Source organism: Citrobacter sp. RHB21-C05 (assembly GCF_013889015.1).
GTDB classification, from domain to species: Bacteria; Pseudomonadota; Gammaproteobacteria; order Enterobacterales; family Enterobacteriaceae; genus Citrobacter_A; species Citrobacter_A sedlakii.
Map to the genome: position 1 here is coordinate 119,819 of NZ_CP057611.1, position 14,881 is coordinate 134,699.

Here is a 14,881-nt window from a genome sequence, read left to right on the forward strand (position 1 = left end):
GATCTGTTTTCGTCAATGACCCGGCCCGCGAAGAACGGGCCGGTCGTTAGCCTCATTACCTGGAGTTCGCAATGCCGTGTGAAGAACTGGATATCGTCTGGAACAATATTAAAGCCGAAGCCCGTGCCCTGGCCGATTGTGAGCCAATGCTGGCCAGTTTTTACCACGCAACGCTACTCAAGCATGAAAACCTGGGCAGTGCGCTAAGCTACATGCTGGCGAACAAACTGGCCTCGCCGATTATGCCTGCGATTGCCATTCGGGAAGTGGTGGAGGAAGCCTACGCCGCCGACCCGGAGATGATTGCCTCGGCAGCCTGCGATATTCAGGCGGTGCGCACTCGCGACCCGGCGGTTGATAAATATTCCACCCCGCTGTTATACCTGAAGGGTTTTCACGCCCTACAGGCTTATCGCATCGGCCACTGGTTATGGAACGAAGGTCGCCGCGCGCTGGCTATCTTCTTACAAAATCAGGTATCTGTGACGTTCCAGGTCGATATCCACCCGGCTGCGCGGATCGGACGCGGGATCATGCTCGACCATGCCACTGGCATCGTGGTGGGCGAAACCGCGGTAATTGAAGATGACGTGTCGATTCTGCAGTCGGTCACCCTTGGCGGCACCGGCAAAACCAGCGGCGATCGCCATCCGAAGATCCGTGAAGGAGTGATGATTGGCGCCGGGGCGAAGATCCTTGGCAATATTGAAGTTGGACGCGGAGCAAAAATCGGCGCGGGTTCTGTGGTGTTACAGCCTGTACCGCCGCACACCACCGCCGCAGGGGTGCCAGCGCGCATCGTCGGCAAGCCGGACAGTGATAAACCGTCGATGGATATGGATCAGCATTTTAACGGGATACATCATACGTTCGAATACGGCGACGGAATCTGATTTCGGGCTATCTTACGTGCCAGCCTGAATCCAGGCTGTGCTTGCCACCTCACGGGCTATGCGTATGCTCCGGTGACTGCGTGCAGACTGTCTTCAATGTGGCGGCGTCGATAACGCCCGAAAAAAATGCCCCGTCTCTGCGTGATTCGTTGGCGGGGTAAGCGTAGCGTCGTCACCCGACAACCCTCAGCTACGCAATACCGCGCCGGGATACCCTAACTGTCGCCACGCCTCGTACACCACCACCGACACCGCGTTTGACAGGTTCATACTGCGACTGTCCGGCATCATCGGAATCCGAATTTTTTGCTCCGCAGGCAAGGCATCAAGAATGCTGGCAGGTAAGCCGCGCGTCTCCGGGCCAAACATCAAATAATCCCCGTCCTGATAGCTCACCGCGCTGTGGGCGGGCGTCCCTTTGGTGGTGAGGGCAAACAGACGCTGTGGCTTTTCGGCTTCCTGAAACGCCGCGTAATCACGATGGCGCGCCACGGCGGCAAATTCATGGTAGTCCAGTCCCGCACGACGCAGGCGTTTGTCGTCCCAGGTAAAGCCCATCGGCTCAATGATATGCAGACGAAAGCCCGTGTTAGCGCACAGGCGAATGATGTTGCCGGTATTGGGTGGGATTTCTGGTTCGAATAAAACGATATTAAGCATGTTTGCTGCCCCTTCAATTGCGCGGGGCAGCATAGCACGTTCACTACGCGGCATCACCCTGCGCGAGGGGGGCCAGCGCCGCGGGAAGGTTGCCGATCTCCTGAACCAGCGAGTCTTTGCTGATTTCGCTAATGGATTTCGCGCCGGTCAGCGTCATCGCGACTTTCATCTCTTTCTCGATCAGGTTCAGCAGGTTGGCGACGCCCGCCTGGCCGGCGGTGGCCAGCGCGTAAAGATACGCGCGGCCCAGCAGCACGCTGTCTGCGCCCAGCGCAATCATGCGTACCACGTCAAGCCCGTTACGGATACCACTGTCGGCCAGAATAGCGATGTCGCCTTTTACCGCGTCGGCAATCGCGGGCAGGGCGCGCGCGGAGGAGAGCACGCCGTCGAGCTGGCGTCCGCCGTGGTTAGACACCACAATGCCGTCCGCACCAAAGCGCACCGCGTCGCGAGCGTCTTCCGGATCGAGGATCCCTTTGATCACCATCGGGCCGTCCCAGAAGTCACGGATCCACTCAAGGTCTTTCCACGAAATTGACGGATCGAAGTTATTTGCCAGCCAGCCGATGTAATCTTCCAACCCGGTTGGTTTGCCAAGATAGGTCGAAATGTTGCCTAAATCATGCGGACGACCGTTCAGGCCTACGTCCCACGCCCATTGTGGATGGGTCACCGCCTGCCAGTAACGGCGCAGAGCTGCGTTTGGACCGCTCATGCCCGAATGTGCGTCGCGGTAGCGCGCGCCGGGTGTTGGCATATCGACCGTAAAGACCAGCGTTGAACAGCCTGCCGCTTTCGCCCGCTCCAGCGCGTTACGCATAAAACCGCGGTCACGCAGCACGTACAGCTGGAACCACATCGGACGGTTAAGGGTCGGCGCCACCTCTTCGATTGGGCAAACGGACACGGTGGAAAGGGTAAACGGAATCCCCTTCGCATCCGCGGCGGCAGCGGCCTGCACTTCGCCTCGACGGGCGTACATGCCGCAGAGGCCAACCGGCGCCAGCGCCACCGGCATCGACAGCTTTTCTTTAAAGAGGGTGGTTTCCAGGCTTAAGTCAGACATGTTTTTCAAAACGCGCTGACGCAGCGCCACTTCCGATAAATCCTCTACGTTGCGGCGCAGGGTGTATTCCGCATAGGCGCCGCCGTCAATGTAGTGGAACAGAAACGGAGGCAGAATGCGCTGGGCTGCGGCGCGATAATCGCTGGCTGCTGAGATAATCATGCTTTGTTCTCCCTGGAATGCTCATTGTGGTCGCCGGGCAGGCGGGTGATTCGCGCCTGGCGGGCCTGATCTTCATCAAATTGTTTAATGGTGGCGTGGACGAAGCTGAGATGCGCCATCATCGCTTTACGCGCGCCGTCGGCGTCACCGGCAAGAATGGCGTCCATGACCGCCTGATGTTGCTCCGTCAGCTTTGCAAAGACCGGCGGGACAAGGTACATACGCTGGCGACTCTGTTTTACCGACGAGTGCAGTACGTCGAAGAATCCGCGCATGGTCTGCAACAGCACCACATTGTGTGACGCCTCGGCGATGGCGAGATGAAACCGAACGTCGGCCTGAGAGGCGATGTCCGGATCTTCGCTGAGGGTCGCGTCAAAGCAGAGCCTGATTTTTTCTTTATCTGCCTGGGTAGCGCGCAGGGCGGCATGCCAGGCGGTGCTGGCTTCGATGGCGTGGCGGGCTTCCAGAATGTCGAAGCTGTAGTCCGGGTCGTCCGCCATCAGCGTTTTGAGCGGCTGTACGATGTTTTGCTCGGACCACTCTTCATGCTGCCAGCGGACAAACGTCCCTCCGCCGCGACGGCTGAGCAGGACGCCTTCGCTCACTAATTTCGCCAGCGCTTCGCGCAAAGAGTTGCGCGACACGCCAAGCTGCTGGGCAAGCTGGCGTTCGGCGGGCAGCTTCATACCCGCCTCCAGCTGCTGTTCTTCAATCAGCGCCCGCACACGAGAGGCTATCTCGTCGGACAGGCGTTTTGGCATCACAATCACGGGATCATCCAGGTTAAGACATACGCCTGAAGCGTGGTGATCACGCCCACCATGCAGGTGAAGATCAGGCTGTGTTTGACGGTGAAACGGAACAAGTCCGACTCTTTACCGACCAGTCCTACCGCCGCGCAGGCGATAGCAATGGACTGCGGCGAAATCATCTTGCCGGTGACCCCGCCGGTGGTGTTTGCAGCGACCATCAGCACATCCGACACGCCAATTTGCTGGGCGGCGGTAGCCTGCAGCGCGGCAAACAGCGCATTCGATGAGGTATCTGAGCCGGTGAGGAACACGCCCAGCCAGCCGAGGAACGGCGAGAAGAAGGTGAAGGCGCTGCCGGTATGCGCCAGCGCTAATGCCAGCGTTGACGAAAGACCGGAATAGTTAGAGATAAACGCGAACGCCAGCACCATCCCGATGGAGTAGATAGGCAGCGCCAGCTCCTTCAGGGTGCTGCCAAAGGTCTGGATGGCGGCGGAAGGCTTCATCTTTAGCCAGACGATGGACAGCAGCGCGGCGAACAGAATGGCGGTACCGGTCGCTGAGAACCAGTCGAATTTATACACGGCGGCATAGGCGGTTGCTTCGTTGACTACCGGCGGCATGCGGGCAATCAGCTTGTCGAGGAACGGAACCGGGATGTTAATCACCCAGTCGTACAGCGCGCCGCCTGGGGCGAACAGGGCTTTAAACGGCGGTACGCTCCACAGCGTCACGGTGGCGGTCAGGAACAGGAACGGCGACCACGCGCGAACAATCTGTCCGGCGGTGTAGCCAGTGCGCGCCAGCGTCTGATCCACATGGGAAGCCCCCATATCCGCAAAGCGGAAAATACGCACCGGCTGCCAGCGTTTCAGGAACAGCGTCAGGCAGACCAGCGACACCAGTGAGGAAATGATGTCCGGCAGCTCCGGACCGATAAAGTTGGAGCTGAGGTATTGAGCAATCGCGAACGAGCCGCCCGCTACCATCACCGCAGGCCAGGTCTCTTTAATGCCGCGCCAGCCGTCCATAATCGCCATGATCCAGAACAGTACGATGATGGTCAGGAACGGCAGCTGGCGGCCCACCATCTGGCCGATCTCAAAACTGTCCAGTCCGGTTACCTGCCCGGCAACCAGAATCGGGATCCCCATTGCGCCAAACGCCACTGGCGCAGTGTTGACGATCAGGCAAAGCCCGGCGGCGTAAAGCGGATTAAAGCCCAGTCCAACCAGCAAGGCGGCGGTAATCGCCACCGGGGCGCCGAACCCCGCAGCCCCCTCCAGAAACGCGCCAAAGGAGAAGCCGACGATCAGCATTTGCAGGCGCTGGTCAGGGGTAATCGACAGAATCGACGAGCGGATAATGTCGAACTGCCCGGTTTTCACCGAGATTTTGTAGACAAACACAGCAGCGATAATGATCCAGGCAATCGGCCACAAACCATAGAAGAAACCATACACCACCGAGGCCAGCGCGCGATCGACCGGCATTTTGTAAAACAGCAGCGCCACAGCCAGCGCGATAACCACCGTCCACGAGGCGGCAACATAGCCTTTCAGCTTGAGCTTGATCAGCGCGAAGAAGAAAAACAGAATCGGGAGCGATGCGATCAGGCTGGACAGCCAGATATTCCCGGCCGGATCGTAGTTTTGTTGCCAGAGATTCATTGCAGGTCTCCTGAGGGCCACGCGCATAATGCTATGAGTCTGTGCTCATCTCGACATCACATTATGTGTAAAAGTGGCCCTGCCAATATTGTTGTGTAGGGATAATGACAACAAATGGTTAACCAAATGTTATGTATTGGCAACGATAGTGTAAGGCTAAATCAGCGAAGTGTGAACCAGTGGACGCAAAGGAGGGGGATTGGTAGGGCCAATTTACGCGTGGATTAGGGCGGCGAAGCGCCACCCGTAACGCAATTAGAATTCAGTCTTTGAAAAGCCGGTCATTTCTTCCAAACCCATTTCACGGCCCAGGGCGGTCATTGGATGTACGACCACCAGACCACGCACGCTTTTTTTCAGCTTGCCCATATCGGCCTGCTCTTTTTTACTGATTGCGCGGCGGAACGGCATGTTCATCAGCTTTTGCGCTTCTTTGCTCAGTTTCTGGCTGTGCACTTCGCGCAGGCGGGCGATCTCCGTTTCGAGCGTGGTTTTCTCTTTTTCCAGCTCCGCGTACTTATCGGCGGCCTCGACCAGCGACAGTTCAGCCTGCTGGTGGCGAACAGCATCAAGGCGATCGCTCAGGCGTTTAATTTCGTTTTTTTCGACTTCTTTCATGGTATGGCTTCTGATAGAAATAAAGGGAATGCCCTATAGTATGCGCGCTGAGCGGGTTTCTTCACAATCAATCGCTAAAAAATAATCAAAACGGATAAGAATGGCCGCGCAGACATCATTGTTACCTGGCTGATAAAAAAGGCTTTTTGCCAGGAAAAGAGTCAGGCTCGCCATTTTCTGCGCAGGATCATGTTTAAGCACGTTTTCCTCAACCCGTTCGCGTTTCTGATCCTAAACTAAAATTGGCGGCTGCGTTTGTTTACAGCGTTGACAGAGGGAGGACTTCTCATGGCGAAAATGGGTGAAAATGTTCCACATCTGATTGATAAAGCGATTGATTTTATGGCCTCAAGTCAGGCGTTCCGGGAATACCTGAATAAAACGCCTGCGCGCGATACGGTCCCGAATGATATCCCGCTGGAGCATGCGAAGATGTATCTCGCCCGGCTGGAATATTATCGGCAGCTGTATCAGCCAAAGCTGGAAGATAAGGTGTGAGACAACCGGGCCTATTTCTGGAAGGCTTTTTTTAAGCTGATTTTAGAAATCAGCTCAGTCAGGGAAAGCACCATTGTCGAGCGTACCGCTTGCTGGTAGCGCTGGATTTGCATGGCATACAGCGCCGGGTCGGAGGCATCAAACTGCGGCGGCGGCGGTAGCGCCGTCACGCAGTGAAGTTCGCCGAACGGTCCGAGAATTTCATCGTCGGTAAACGCGTACTCATTGCCATCATGGTTCATCTCTTCACGCAGCGCCATCAATAGCTCCGCATCCTCATACTCTGGACGACTCAGCACGCCGAGGCCATAGATAAGTTTCAGGCGCACCGACAGATCGCCCAGCGGTCCGTCGCCGTCGAGTAACGGTTCTACTGCGTATTTCACCGCGTAGTCGTCTTTGCGAAACACCTGAAGCACCAGAATGTTCACCGCCTCGGTGAGTAACTCGACGGCGGTGATCAGGAAACTTCGTACGGTTTTGCCAGCATTCAGACGCTCAAGCACACGGTTTTCAAAGGCCTGGGTTTCTTCCATTATTGCCTGCATATCTGACAATCTTTCATTCGGGCGCAGGTTCGCCTGCGCCGTATTTTGCATCATTTGATCGCGTTATACGCGTTTACGGCCTCGGCCACGACTTCGCTGCTGGCATCCAGTCCGGAAACCTGCGCCAGAGCGGCCTGAGGGCCTTTGTCGGCAATCAGCGCCGCCAGTTCCTGCGCCTGCGGATCGTCTTCGCTACGGAAATGCATCGCCGCGGCAATGCCTTTCACCATGTTCAGATGCGGCAGGCCATATTCCAGCGTGCCCAGCAGTGGTTTGATCAACCGATCACCGGCGCTCAGTTTCCGCAGCGGCTGACGGCCAACGCGCTCAACGTCGTCTTTCAGGTACGGGTTTTCGAAACGGCCAAGAATTTTCTGGATATACGCCGCGTGCTTGTCTGCATCAAAACCGTAGCGTTTGATCAGCACCGCGCCGCTCTCCTCCATCGCCCCTTTTACCACCGCGCGGATTTTCTCGTCGAGGATCGCGTCGCGGATAGTCTGATGACCGGTCAATTTTCCGAGGTAGGCGGTTATAGCATGCCCGGTGTTCAGCGTGAAGAGTTTACGTTCGACAAATGCCATCAGGTTATCAGTTAATTCCATTCCCGGGATGTCCGGCAGCGCGCCTTTAAACTGCGTTTTGTCGACAATCCACTCGCTGAACGTTTCAACGGTCACTTCCAGCGGATCGTGCGTAGCGGAGGCGGAAGGGGGAACAATACGATCCACCGCGGAGTCGACGAAGCCGACGTGCGCCTCCACCCATGCCTTGTCATCTTCCGCCAGCGCGTTCATGACATGGCCTTTCAGCTGCGTGGTGCCACGGACCATGTTTTCACAGGCGATGATGTTCAGGGGGGTGTCGATACCCTGCGCTTTGCGCTGCGCCAGCCCTTTTGCGATAGCAGGCGCGATGCGCTCAAGCACGACCGGACCAACGGCAGTGGTCACCAGATCCACTTGGGCGATTAGCTTAACCACGTCGTCGCCGATGCTGCTTACCGCATCAACGCCGGTAACGGTATCCACCTGCTCATTTTCACCCACCACGTGCACCTGATAGCTATGACGGGCGTTCAGGGCGTCGAGCACGACCTGATTTACATCAGCGAATGTCAGTTGTATCCCCGCGTCTGCCAGCAATTTGCCGATAAAGCCACGTCCGATATTACCTGCGCCAAAATGTAATGCTTTCATAGTAGTAACCTTCGTTAATGTTTTTACCCAAGAGGGCTGGGGTGAAAAGCGGTTCCTCACCCAAACCCTCTCCCTTACAGGAGAGGAAAATAGGGGCCCGGCAAACGCAAGCGCTACCGGGCAAATGCACTTACTTACGACCTGCCAGCAGCTCAAGCACTTCTTCGACGCTGGTGGTGTTAGCCAGACGTTCGATAACGGTTTCATCATCCAGCGCGTTGGTCAGGCTGGTGATCACCTGGATGTGCTCGTTATTGCGTGCGGCGATACCAATAACCAGACGGGCGATATCATCCTCTTCTTCACCGAAGCGAACGCCTTGCGGATACTGGCAGAACACGACACCGGTTTTCAGTACGCGATCTTTGGCTTCCACCGTACCGTGCGGAACCGCAATGGATTCGCCCAGATAGGTCGGGGTCAATTTTTCACGCGCCAACATCGCGTCAACGTATTCCGGCTCAACGTAGCCGCCTTTAACCAGTTGTTCACCGGCAAAGCGAATGGCCTCTTCTTTGGTAGCCGCGGTACGGCCGAGGAAGATGTTCTCCGCGCTCAGTTTGAACAGATGAGCGTTACTTTCGTCAAAACTGTCCTGCAGGCTGGTACGCACTTTCTCTTCATTGTCTGTGTGACGCTGCGCCGCAACCAGACGTTCGGTCAGGCTGGCGTACAGACCGCTGTCGAGGAAATTGGTCAGCGAAATATGCTGTGCCTGTGGAACCTGACGCATTGCGCGCTCGGTGAGATCGCGGTGGGTGATGACCAGGTCAACATCCGGCGGCAAGTTATTGATGGCGCTGTTGGTCACTGAAATCTGAGACAGACCGGCATCCTGTACTTTCTTACGCAACACGCCTGCGCCCATCGCGCTGGAGCCCATACCGGCGTCGCAGGCTACGATGATTTTACGCACATGGCTCAGGTCGTTGGTGACATCGCCTGCAGACAGCGGCGTGCCGCCTTTGGATTCTGCTTTCATGTCCTGCATACGACGGGTGGCCGCTTCAATGTCGTCTTCTTCTTTCACCTTGCTGGTTTTCAGCAGAATCGCCGAGACCACGAAGGAGACCGCCATGGCCGCACAGATTGCCGCGATGTTAGCGAAGTAGGCGCCTTTTGGCGTCATCGCCAGCACCGCCAGAATAGACCCCGGAGACGCCGGAGACACCAGACCGCCGTTCAGCAGCGTCAGGGTGAACACGCCGGTCATGCCGCCGAGGATAACGGCCAGAATCAGACGTGGGTTCATCAGCACGTAAGGGAAGTAAATTTCGTGGATCCCGCCCAGGAAGTGGATGATAGCCGCACCGCCCGCAGACTGTTTTGCACTGCCACGACCAAAGAACATGTACGCCAGCAGCACGCCCATCCCCGGGCCCGGGTTGGCTTCAATCAGGAAGAAGATGGATTTGCCCATCTCGTGCGACTGCTGAATACCCAGCGGCGAGAAGATACCGTGGTTGATGGCGTTGTTGAGGAACAGGATTTTCGCTGGTTCAACAAAGATGGACGCCAGCGGCAGCATGTCATGGACAACCATGAAGTTGACGCCCGCCGCCAGAATTTTTGACAAACCTTCCACCAGCGGACCAATACCGAGGAACGCCAGAATCGCGAGGATCATCCCGATGATGCCAGCGGAGAAGTTATTCACCAGCATTTCAAAACCGGACTTGATCTTACCGTCTACCCAGTTGTCGAATTTCTTGATGCAGTAGCCGCCCAGCGGACCTGCAATCATGGAGCCGAGGAACATCGGCATGTCTGCGCCGACGATCACGCCCATGGTGGTGATCGCCCCGACCACGCCGCCGCGCTCGCCGCCCACCAGTTTACCGCCGGTATAACCGATCAGCAGTGGCAGGAGATAGGTAATCATCGGGCCGACCAGCTTCGCCAGCGTTTCGTTTGGCAACCACCCTGTCGGAATAAATAATGCGGTGATAATACCCCACGCGATAAACGCGCCGATATTTGGCATCACCATATTGCTGAGGAATCGACCAAAGCTTTGCACTTTGATCTTAATATCGGATGACATAAAAACACCCCTTCTTATGTTTGCTGTCGCGCAGGCCGGAAGCCCGAGGTTTTGTTAATGTGGCGGCAGAGGTAGCCGGACCCTGTAGATACTGCGAAATCTGGCACTGAATCGATCAGCTGTCCAGTCTGCGCCCTTTTGTGTGATGTGAATCACATAAATATAGGGGGTAGGGAGGTATTTAATGTGATTTGCATCACGAAATGGTTGTATGGAAAAACATCAAAGTGGATTTTTGAACCATTAATGGCACAAAAATGTGATTTGTTTCACGTTTTTGTTTTATCGGTTTGTTGAATATTTGTGATTTAAATCACAATAAATTTTCAGTCGAATTTGCCCTGATGTGATGTAGCGCAGGTTCTGCGTTTGCCGCGCCATTGAGTTATTAACTGCATTTGCCCTTGATACCTTATAGAACATGCATTGTTCCTCATGAGGCTGATAGCAATGAAAACGTCTTTTTTATTTTCCTTGTCGTAACAGGCGTATATCGCATAAAACATATCTCTCATTTTCAGCACAACAGTGCGGTGTTTCGTTGGCAGTCTGCTAACTTTCATTCTCTTTGCACGCATCTGAGCCATACTGAATACTGTTGATTATTCTTTGGCGCATTGTCTTCCCCCTACGTTGGCATAAAGGACCCGGTATGAAACTCATAGGTAGCTACACCAGCCCGTTTGTACGCAAAATCTCGATTCTGCTGCTGGAAAAGGGCATCACCTTCGAATTTGTTAATGAACTGCCGTACAACGCGGAAAACGGCGTGGCGCAGTACAATCCATTGGGGAAAGTCCCGGCGCTGGTGACCGATGATGGAGAATACTGGTTTGATTCGCCAATCATTGCCGAATATATCGAACTGCTGGACATCGCCCCGGCGATGCTACCGCGCGAGCCGCTGGCGTCGCTGAAGGTGCGCCAGCTTGAAGCCCTGGCTGACGGTATTATGGATGCTGGCCTGGTGTCGGTGCGTGAACAGGCGCGACCGGCGGCGCAGCAGTCGGAAAATGAGCTTCTGCGTCAGCGTGAAAAAATCACCCGCAGTCTGGATGCGCTGGAAGGCTATCTGGTGGACGGAACCATTAAACCCGATACGGTGAATCTGGCGACTATCGCGATTGCTTGCGCCGTGGGCTATCTCAACTTCCGTCGCGTGTCGCCGGGCTGGTGCGTGGACCGTCCTAATCTGGTAAAACTGGTGGAAACCCTGTTTAGCCGCGAAAGTTTTGCCCGCACGGAACCGCCAAAGGCTTGATACGTATTATGTCCGCCTGAGCCATCTCACGTTACAATCCCCCTTATGTCGAAACGCCTCTCCGCACATGGAGAGGATTACCAACCGCCAGGCTATCCCATGACAACCGAAACGCGTTCGCTGTACAGTCAGCTTCCTGCCATTGATCGCTTATTGCGTGAAAGTGCATTTCTTACCCTGTGTGACAGCCACGGGCATACCCGTGTCGTTGAACTCCTTCGCCAGATGCTGGACGAGGCCAGAGAGACGATACGTGATACCCAGGCGCTGCCCGTGTGGAGCGACAACTGGGCGCAGGAAGTTAGCGTCCGTCTGCAGAAAGCGGCTCAGAGCGCGCTGCGTCCGGTAATCAATCTGACCGGTACGGTGCTGCACACGAATCTTGGCCGCGCATTGCAGGCGGAAGAGGCGATAGCGGCGGTGGCGCAGGCCATGCGTTCACCGGTGACGCTGGAGTACGATCTCGACGGCGCCGGGCGCGGCCACCGTGACCGCGCGCTGGCGGAGTTACTGTGCCGCATTACCGGCGCGGAAGACGCCTGTATCGTCAATAACAACGCGGCGGCGGTATTGTTAATGCTGGCGGCAACGGCGGCGGGGAAAGAGGTGGTGGTCTCGCGCGGCGAACTGGTAGAGATTGGCGGCGCGTTTCGCATTCCTGACGTGATGCGCCAGGCTGGCTGTACGCTTCATGAAGTAGGCACCACCAACCGCACGCACGCGAAAGATTATCGCCAGGCGGTAAATGAAAACACCGGGCTGTTGATGAAGGTCCACACCAGTAACTACAGCATCGAAGGCTTTACCAAAGCGATAGACGAGAGCGAACTGGCGCAGATCGGCCAGCAACTGGATATTCCGGTGGTGGCCGATCTCGGCAGCGGTTCGCTGATTGATCTCAGCCAGTACGGTCTGCCAAAAGAGCCGATGCCGCAGCAACTGATTGCCGCGGGCGTCAGTCTGGTGAGCTTTTCCGGCGATAAACTGCTCGGCGGTCCGCAAGCGGGTATTATCGTCGGCAAAAAAGAGATGATTGCGCAACTGCAAAGTCACCCACTGAAGCGCGCGCTGCGGGCGGATAAAATGACCCTTGCGGCGCTGGAGGCGACGCTACGGCTATATCTGCATCCGGAAGCGTTGGCGCAAAAACTGCCGACATTGCGGGCGTTAACCCGCCCTCAGGAGGCGATTACCGCCCAGGCGCAGCGGTTACAGGTCTCGCTTGCCAAACATTATGCAAATGACTTTGCGGTCAGCGTGACGCCGTGTCTGTCGCAGATCGGCAGCGGTTCATTACCGGTTGATCGCTTGCCGAGCGCGGCATTAACCTTTACCCCGCACGACGGGCGCGGCAGCCGTCTGGCGGCGCTGGCGAGCCGCTGGCGAGCGCTGCCCGTTCCGGTTATTGGGCGGATTAACGATGGTCGCCTGTGGCTGGATTTGCGCTGCCTTGAAGATGAGACCCGGTTTATGGAGATGTTGTTGAAATGATTATTGCGACCGCCGGACACGTTGACCACGGGAAAACGACGCTGCTACAGGCGATCACGGGCGTGAATGCCGATCGTCTGCCGGAAGAAAAAAAGCGCGGGATGACGATCGATCTGGGCTACGCCTACTGGCCGCAGCCGGACGGGCGCGTGCTGGGTTTTATCGACGTGCCCGGACATGAAAAGTTTCTCTCTAATATGCTGGCGGGCGTGGGCGGTATCGATCATGCGCTGCTGGTGGTGGCCTGCGATGATGGCGTGATGGCGCAAACCCGCGAGCACCTGGCGATATTACAATTGACCGGCAGCCCGACGCTGACGGTGGCGTTAACCAAGGCCGACCGGGTTGATGACGCACGTGTGTCAGACGTTGAGCAGCAGGTACAAGAGGTGCTGCGTGAGTATGGCTTTGCCGGGGCGACGTTATTCGTGACCGCCGCCAATGAAGGGCGAGGCATTGAGGCGCTACGCGAACACCTGCAGCTGTTACCGGCACGCCAGCATGCCAGTCACCAGACCTTCCGTCTGGCTATCGACCGCGCCTTTAGCGTAAAGGGCGCCGGGCTGGTGGTGACGGGGACGGCGCTGAGCGGAGAAGTGCAGCAAGGCGACACGCTGTGGCTGACGGGCGTCAACAAACCTATGCGCGTGCGCGGATTGCACGCGCAAAATCAGGCGACAGAACGCGCGCATGCCGGGCAACGTATCGCGCTGAATATCGCTGGTGACGCCGAAAAAGAACAGCTGCGCCGGGGTGACTGGCTGCTCTCGGCGAAACCCCCCGAGCCGTTTAGCCGTATTATTGTGGCGCTGGAAAACCACGCGCCGTTAACCCAATGGCAGCCGCTGCATATCCACCATGCCGCCAGTCATGTCACCGGACGGGTCTCGCTGCTGGACAATAACCTCGCGGAACTGGTTTTCGACACCCCGCTGCTGCTGGCGGATAACGATCGGCTGGTACTGCGCGATATTTCTGCGCGGGCCACGCTGGCGGGCGGGCGCGTGGTTGCGCTTAACCCCCCGCGTCGTGGAAAGCGTAAGCCGGACTATTTACAGTGGCTGGCGTCGTTGGCAGAAACCACCGATGATGGCGCCGCGCTTGCTGTGCATCTTCAGCGCGGAGCGGTGAATCTGCCTGCATTTGCCTGGGCGCGCCAGCTTAATGGCGACGGTATGCGACAGCGTGTCCAGCAGCATGGGTTTATCCAGGCAGGCGACAGTCTGCTAAACGCCCCGGTTGCCGCCCGCTGGCAGCGTAAAATTCTCGACACGCTGGCGACCTATCATGAGCAACACCGCGATGAGCCGGGGCCTGGGCGTGAACGCCTGCGGCGGATGGCGCTGCCGATGGAAGATGAAGCGCTGGTGCTGTTGCTGATTGAGCAAATGCGTGAAAGCGGCGAAATTCATAGCCATCATGGCTGGTTGCATTTGCCCGATCACAAAGCGGGATTCAGCGATGAGCAGGCGGCGATCTGGCAAAACGTGGAGCCGCTGTTTGCAGACGACCCCTGGTGGGTACGCGATCTTGCGCGGGAAACGGCCACGGAGGAGCAGACCATGCGCCTTGTGCTACGGCAGGCGGCACAGCAGGGAATGATTACTGCGATCGTAAAAGATCGTTATTACCGTAACGATCGCATTGTTGCCTTCGCCACGCTGATCCGTGAGCTGGATCAAGAGAGAGGGTCAACGTGCGCGGCGGATTTCCGTGACCGTCTGGGCGTTGGGCGTAAACTGGCCATTCAGATTCTGGAATATTTTGACCGCATCGGCTTTACCCGCCGTCGTGGCAACGATCATTTATTACGCGATGCGTTATTATTCCCGGCCAGACAATAACATTACTTATTTATATTTCAAATGAATTGAGATAATATAAATAGTGATTCCTATGAAAGCACATTTGTTTATTATCCTAATGTGCTTTTTAATGTTTCTTTCGGAAAATAACAGCAACGATCATATTTTATTATTTCTCACCCTCGTATGCTTTTGCTCTTTTTCAACA

At 56.4% G+C, this 14,881-nt stretch carries 13 protein-coding genes; 5 read left to right on the forward strand and 8 right to left on the reverse strand.

From position 1 onward, the window contains the following. Positions 1 to 71: 71 nt before the first annotated feature. Positions 72 to 893 carry a serine O-acetyltransferase gene (cysE, locus tag HVX72_RS00565; protein WP_042286927.1) on the forward strand — a complete coding sequence of 274 codons (822 nt, stop codon included), beginning with the start codon at positions 72 to 74 and terminating at the stop codon, positions 891 to 893. 186 nt (positions 894 to 1,079) lie between these two features. Here cysE and trmL read toward each other — a convergent pair whose 3' ends face one another. From trmL to HVX72_RS00590, 5 genes are all read right to left on the reverse strand, one after another. Continuing rightward, positions 1,080 to 1,553, reverse strand: a complete 474-nt coding sequence (trmL, locus tag HVX72_RS00570; protein ID WP_060570301.1) for a tRNA (uridine(34)/cytosine(34)/5-carboxymethylaminomethyluridine(34)-2'-O)-methyltransferase TrmL — start codon at positions 1,551 to 1,553, stop codon at positions 1,080 to 1,082. Between the two features lie 43 nt (positions 1,554 to 1,596). Further along, on the reverse strand, positions 1,597 to 2,784 hold the full coding sequence (lldD, locus tag HVX72_RS00575; RefSeq protein WP_042286923.1) for an FMN-dependent L-lactate dehydrogenase LldD: 1,188 nt from the start codon (positions 2,782 to 2,784) through the stop codon (positions 1,597 to 1,599). Further along, entirely contained in the window at positions 2,781 to 3,557 is a 777-nt protein-coding gene (lldR, locus tag HVX72_RS00580; RefSeq protein ID WP_042286920.1) for a transcriptional regulator LldR, read from the reverse strand. The genes lldD and lldR overlap by 4 nt, the downstream gene beginning before the upstream one ends. Next, positions 3,554 to 5,209: an L-lactate permease gene (gene lldP, locus HVX72_RS00585; protein WP_042286917.1), complete on the reverse strand. Its 1,656-nt coding sequence runs from the start codon at positions 5,207 to 5,209 to the stop codon at positions 3,554 to 3,556. Before lldP ends, lldR begins: the two co-directional genes overlap by 4 nt. 255 nt (positions 5,210 to 5,464) lie before the next feature. Next, complete coding sequence (locus HVX72_RS00590; RefSeq protein ID WP_042286914.1) at positions 5,465 to 5,827, reverse strand: YibL family ribosome-associated protein; 363 nt, start codon at positions 5,825 to 5,827, stop codon at positions 5,465 to 5,467. Positions 5,828 to 6,115: 288 nt separating this feature from the next. Here HVX72_RS00590 and HVX72_RS00595 point away from each other — a divergent pair, with 288 nt between their 5' ends. Continuing rightward, the gene (locus HVX72_RS00595) at positions 6,116 to 6,325 is read left to right on the forward strand and encodes a hypothetical protein (RefSeq protein ID WP_181822339.1); all 210 of its coding nucleotides are present in this window, start codon (positions 6,116 to 6,118) and stop codon (positions 6,323 to 6,325) included. Positions 6,326 to 6,336: 11 nt separating this feature from the next. Here the strand turns inward: HVX72_RS00595 and mtlR are convergent, their stop codons facing one another. From mtlR to mtlA, 3 genes are all read right to left on the reverse strand, one after another. Next, a complete protein-coding gene (gene mtlR / locus HVX72_RS00600) occupies positions 6,337 to 6,927 on the reverse strand; it encodes a mannitol operon repressor MtlR (protein WP_042286909.1) in 591 nt (196 codons plus the stop codon). After that, positions 6,924 to 8,072: a mannitol-1-phosphate 5-dehydrogenase gene (mtlD, locus tag HVX72_RS00605; protein WP_181822340.1), complete on the reverse strand. Its 1,149-nt coding sequence runs from the start codon at positions 8,070 to 8,072 to the stop codon at positions 6,924 to 6,926. Before mtlD ends, mtlR begins: the two co-directional genes overlap by 4 nt. Positions 8,073 to 8,202: 130 nt before the next feature. Further along, positions 8,203 to 10,116, reverse strand: a complete 1,914-nt coding sequence (gene mtlA, locus HVX72_RS00610) for a PTS mannitol transporter subunit IICBA (RefSeq protein ID WP_060570247.1) — start codon at positions 10,114 to 10,116, stop codon at positions 8,203 to 8,205. Positions 10,117 to 10,768: 652 nt separating this feature from the next. On the opposite strand from mtlA, the gene HVX72_RS00615 reads away from it, so the two are divergent. From HVX72_RS00615 to selB, 3 genes are all read left to right on the forward strand, one after another. Beyond that, on the forward strand, positions 10,769 to 11,377 hold the full coding sequence (locus HVX72_RS00615; RefSeq protein ID WP_042286899.1) for a glutathione S-transferase: 609 nt from the start codon (positions 10,769 to 10,771) through the stop codon (positions 11,375 to 11,377). Positions 11,378 to 11,476: 99 nt separating this feature from the next. Then, positions 11,477 to 12,868, forward strand: a complete 1,392-nt coding sequence (selA, locus tag HVX72_RS00620; RefSeq protein ID WP_042286896.1) for an L-seryl-tRNA(Sec) selenium transferase — start codon at positions 11,477 to 11,479, stop codon at positions 12,866 to 12,868. Then, complete coding sequence (selB, locus tag HVX72_RS00625; protein ID WP_181822341.1) at positions 12,865 to 14,712, forward strand: selenocysteine-specific translation elongation factor; 1,848 nt, start codon at positions 12,865 to 12,867, stop codon at positions 14,710 to 14,712. The genes selA and selB overlap by 4 nt, the downstream gene beginning before the upstream one ends. The last annotated feature ends 169 nt before the right edge of the window (positions 14,713 to 14,881 follow it).

Excerpts from the sequence above, each read along its gene's own strand:
- cysE (WP_042286927.1), top strand. The coding sequence starts at position 72 with ATGCCGTGTGAAGAACTGGATATCGTCTGGAACAATATTAAAGCCGAA.
- trmL (WP_060570301.1), bottom strand. The coding sequence starts at position 1,553 with ATGCTTAATATCGTTTTATTCGAACCAGAAATCCCACCCAATACCGGC.
- lldD (WP_042286923.1), bottom strand. The coding sequence starts at position 2,784 with ATGATTATCTCAGCAGCCAGCGATTATCGCGCCGCAGCCCAGCGCATT.
- lldP (WP_042286917.1), bottom strand. The coding sequence starts at position 5,209 with ATGAATCTCTGGCAACAAAACTACGATCCGGCCGGGAATATCTGGCTG.
- HVX72_RS00590 (WP_042286914.1), bottom strand. The coding sequence starts at position 5,827 with ATGAAAGAAGTCGAAAAAAACGAAATTAAACGCCTGAGCGATCGCCTT.
- HVX72_RS00595 (WP_181822339.1), top strand. The coding sequence starts at position 6,116 with ATGGCGAAAATGGGTGAAAATGTTCCACATCTGATTGATAAAGCGATT.
- mtlR (WP_042286909.1), bottom strand. The coding sequence starts at position 6,927 with ATGATGCAAAATACGGCGCAGGCGAACCTGCGCCCGAATGAAAGATTG.
- mtlD (WP_181822340.1), bottom strand. The coding sequence starts at position 8,072 with ATGAAAGCATTACATTTTGGCGCAGGTAATATCGGACGTGGCTTTATC.
- mtlA (WP_060570247.1), bottom strand. The coding sequence starts at position 10,116 with ATGTCATCCGATATTAAGATCAAAGTGCAAAGCTTTGGTCGATTCCTC.
- HVX72_RS00615 (WP_042286899.1), top strand. The coding sequence starts at position 10,769 with ATGAAACTCATAGGTAGCTACACCAGCCCGTTTGTACGCAAAATCTCG.
- selA (WP_042286896.1), top strand. The coding sequence starts at position 11,477 with ATGACAACCGAAACGCGTTCGCTGTACAGTCAGCTTCCTGCCATTGAT.
- selB (WP_181822341.1), top strand. The coding sequence starts at position 12,865 with ATGATTATTGCGACCGCCGGACACGTTGACCACGGGAAAACGACGCTG.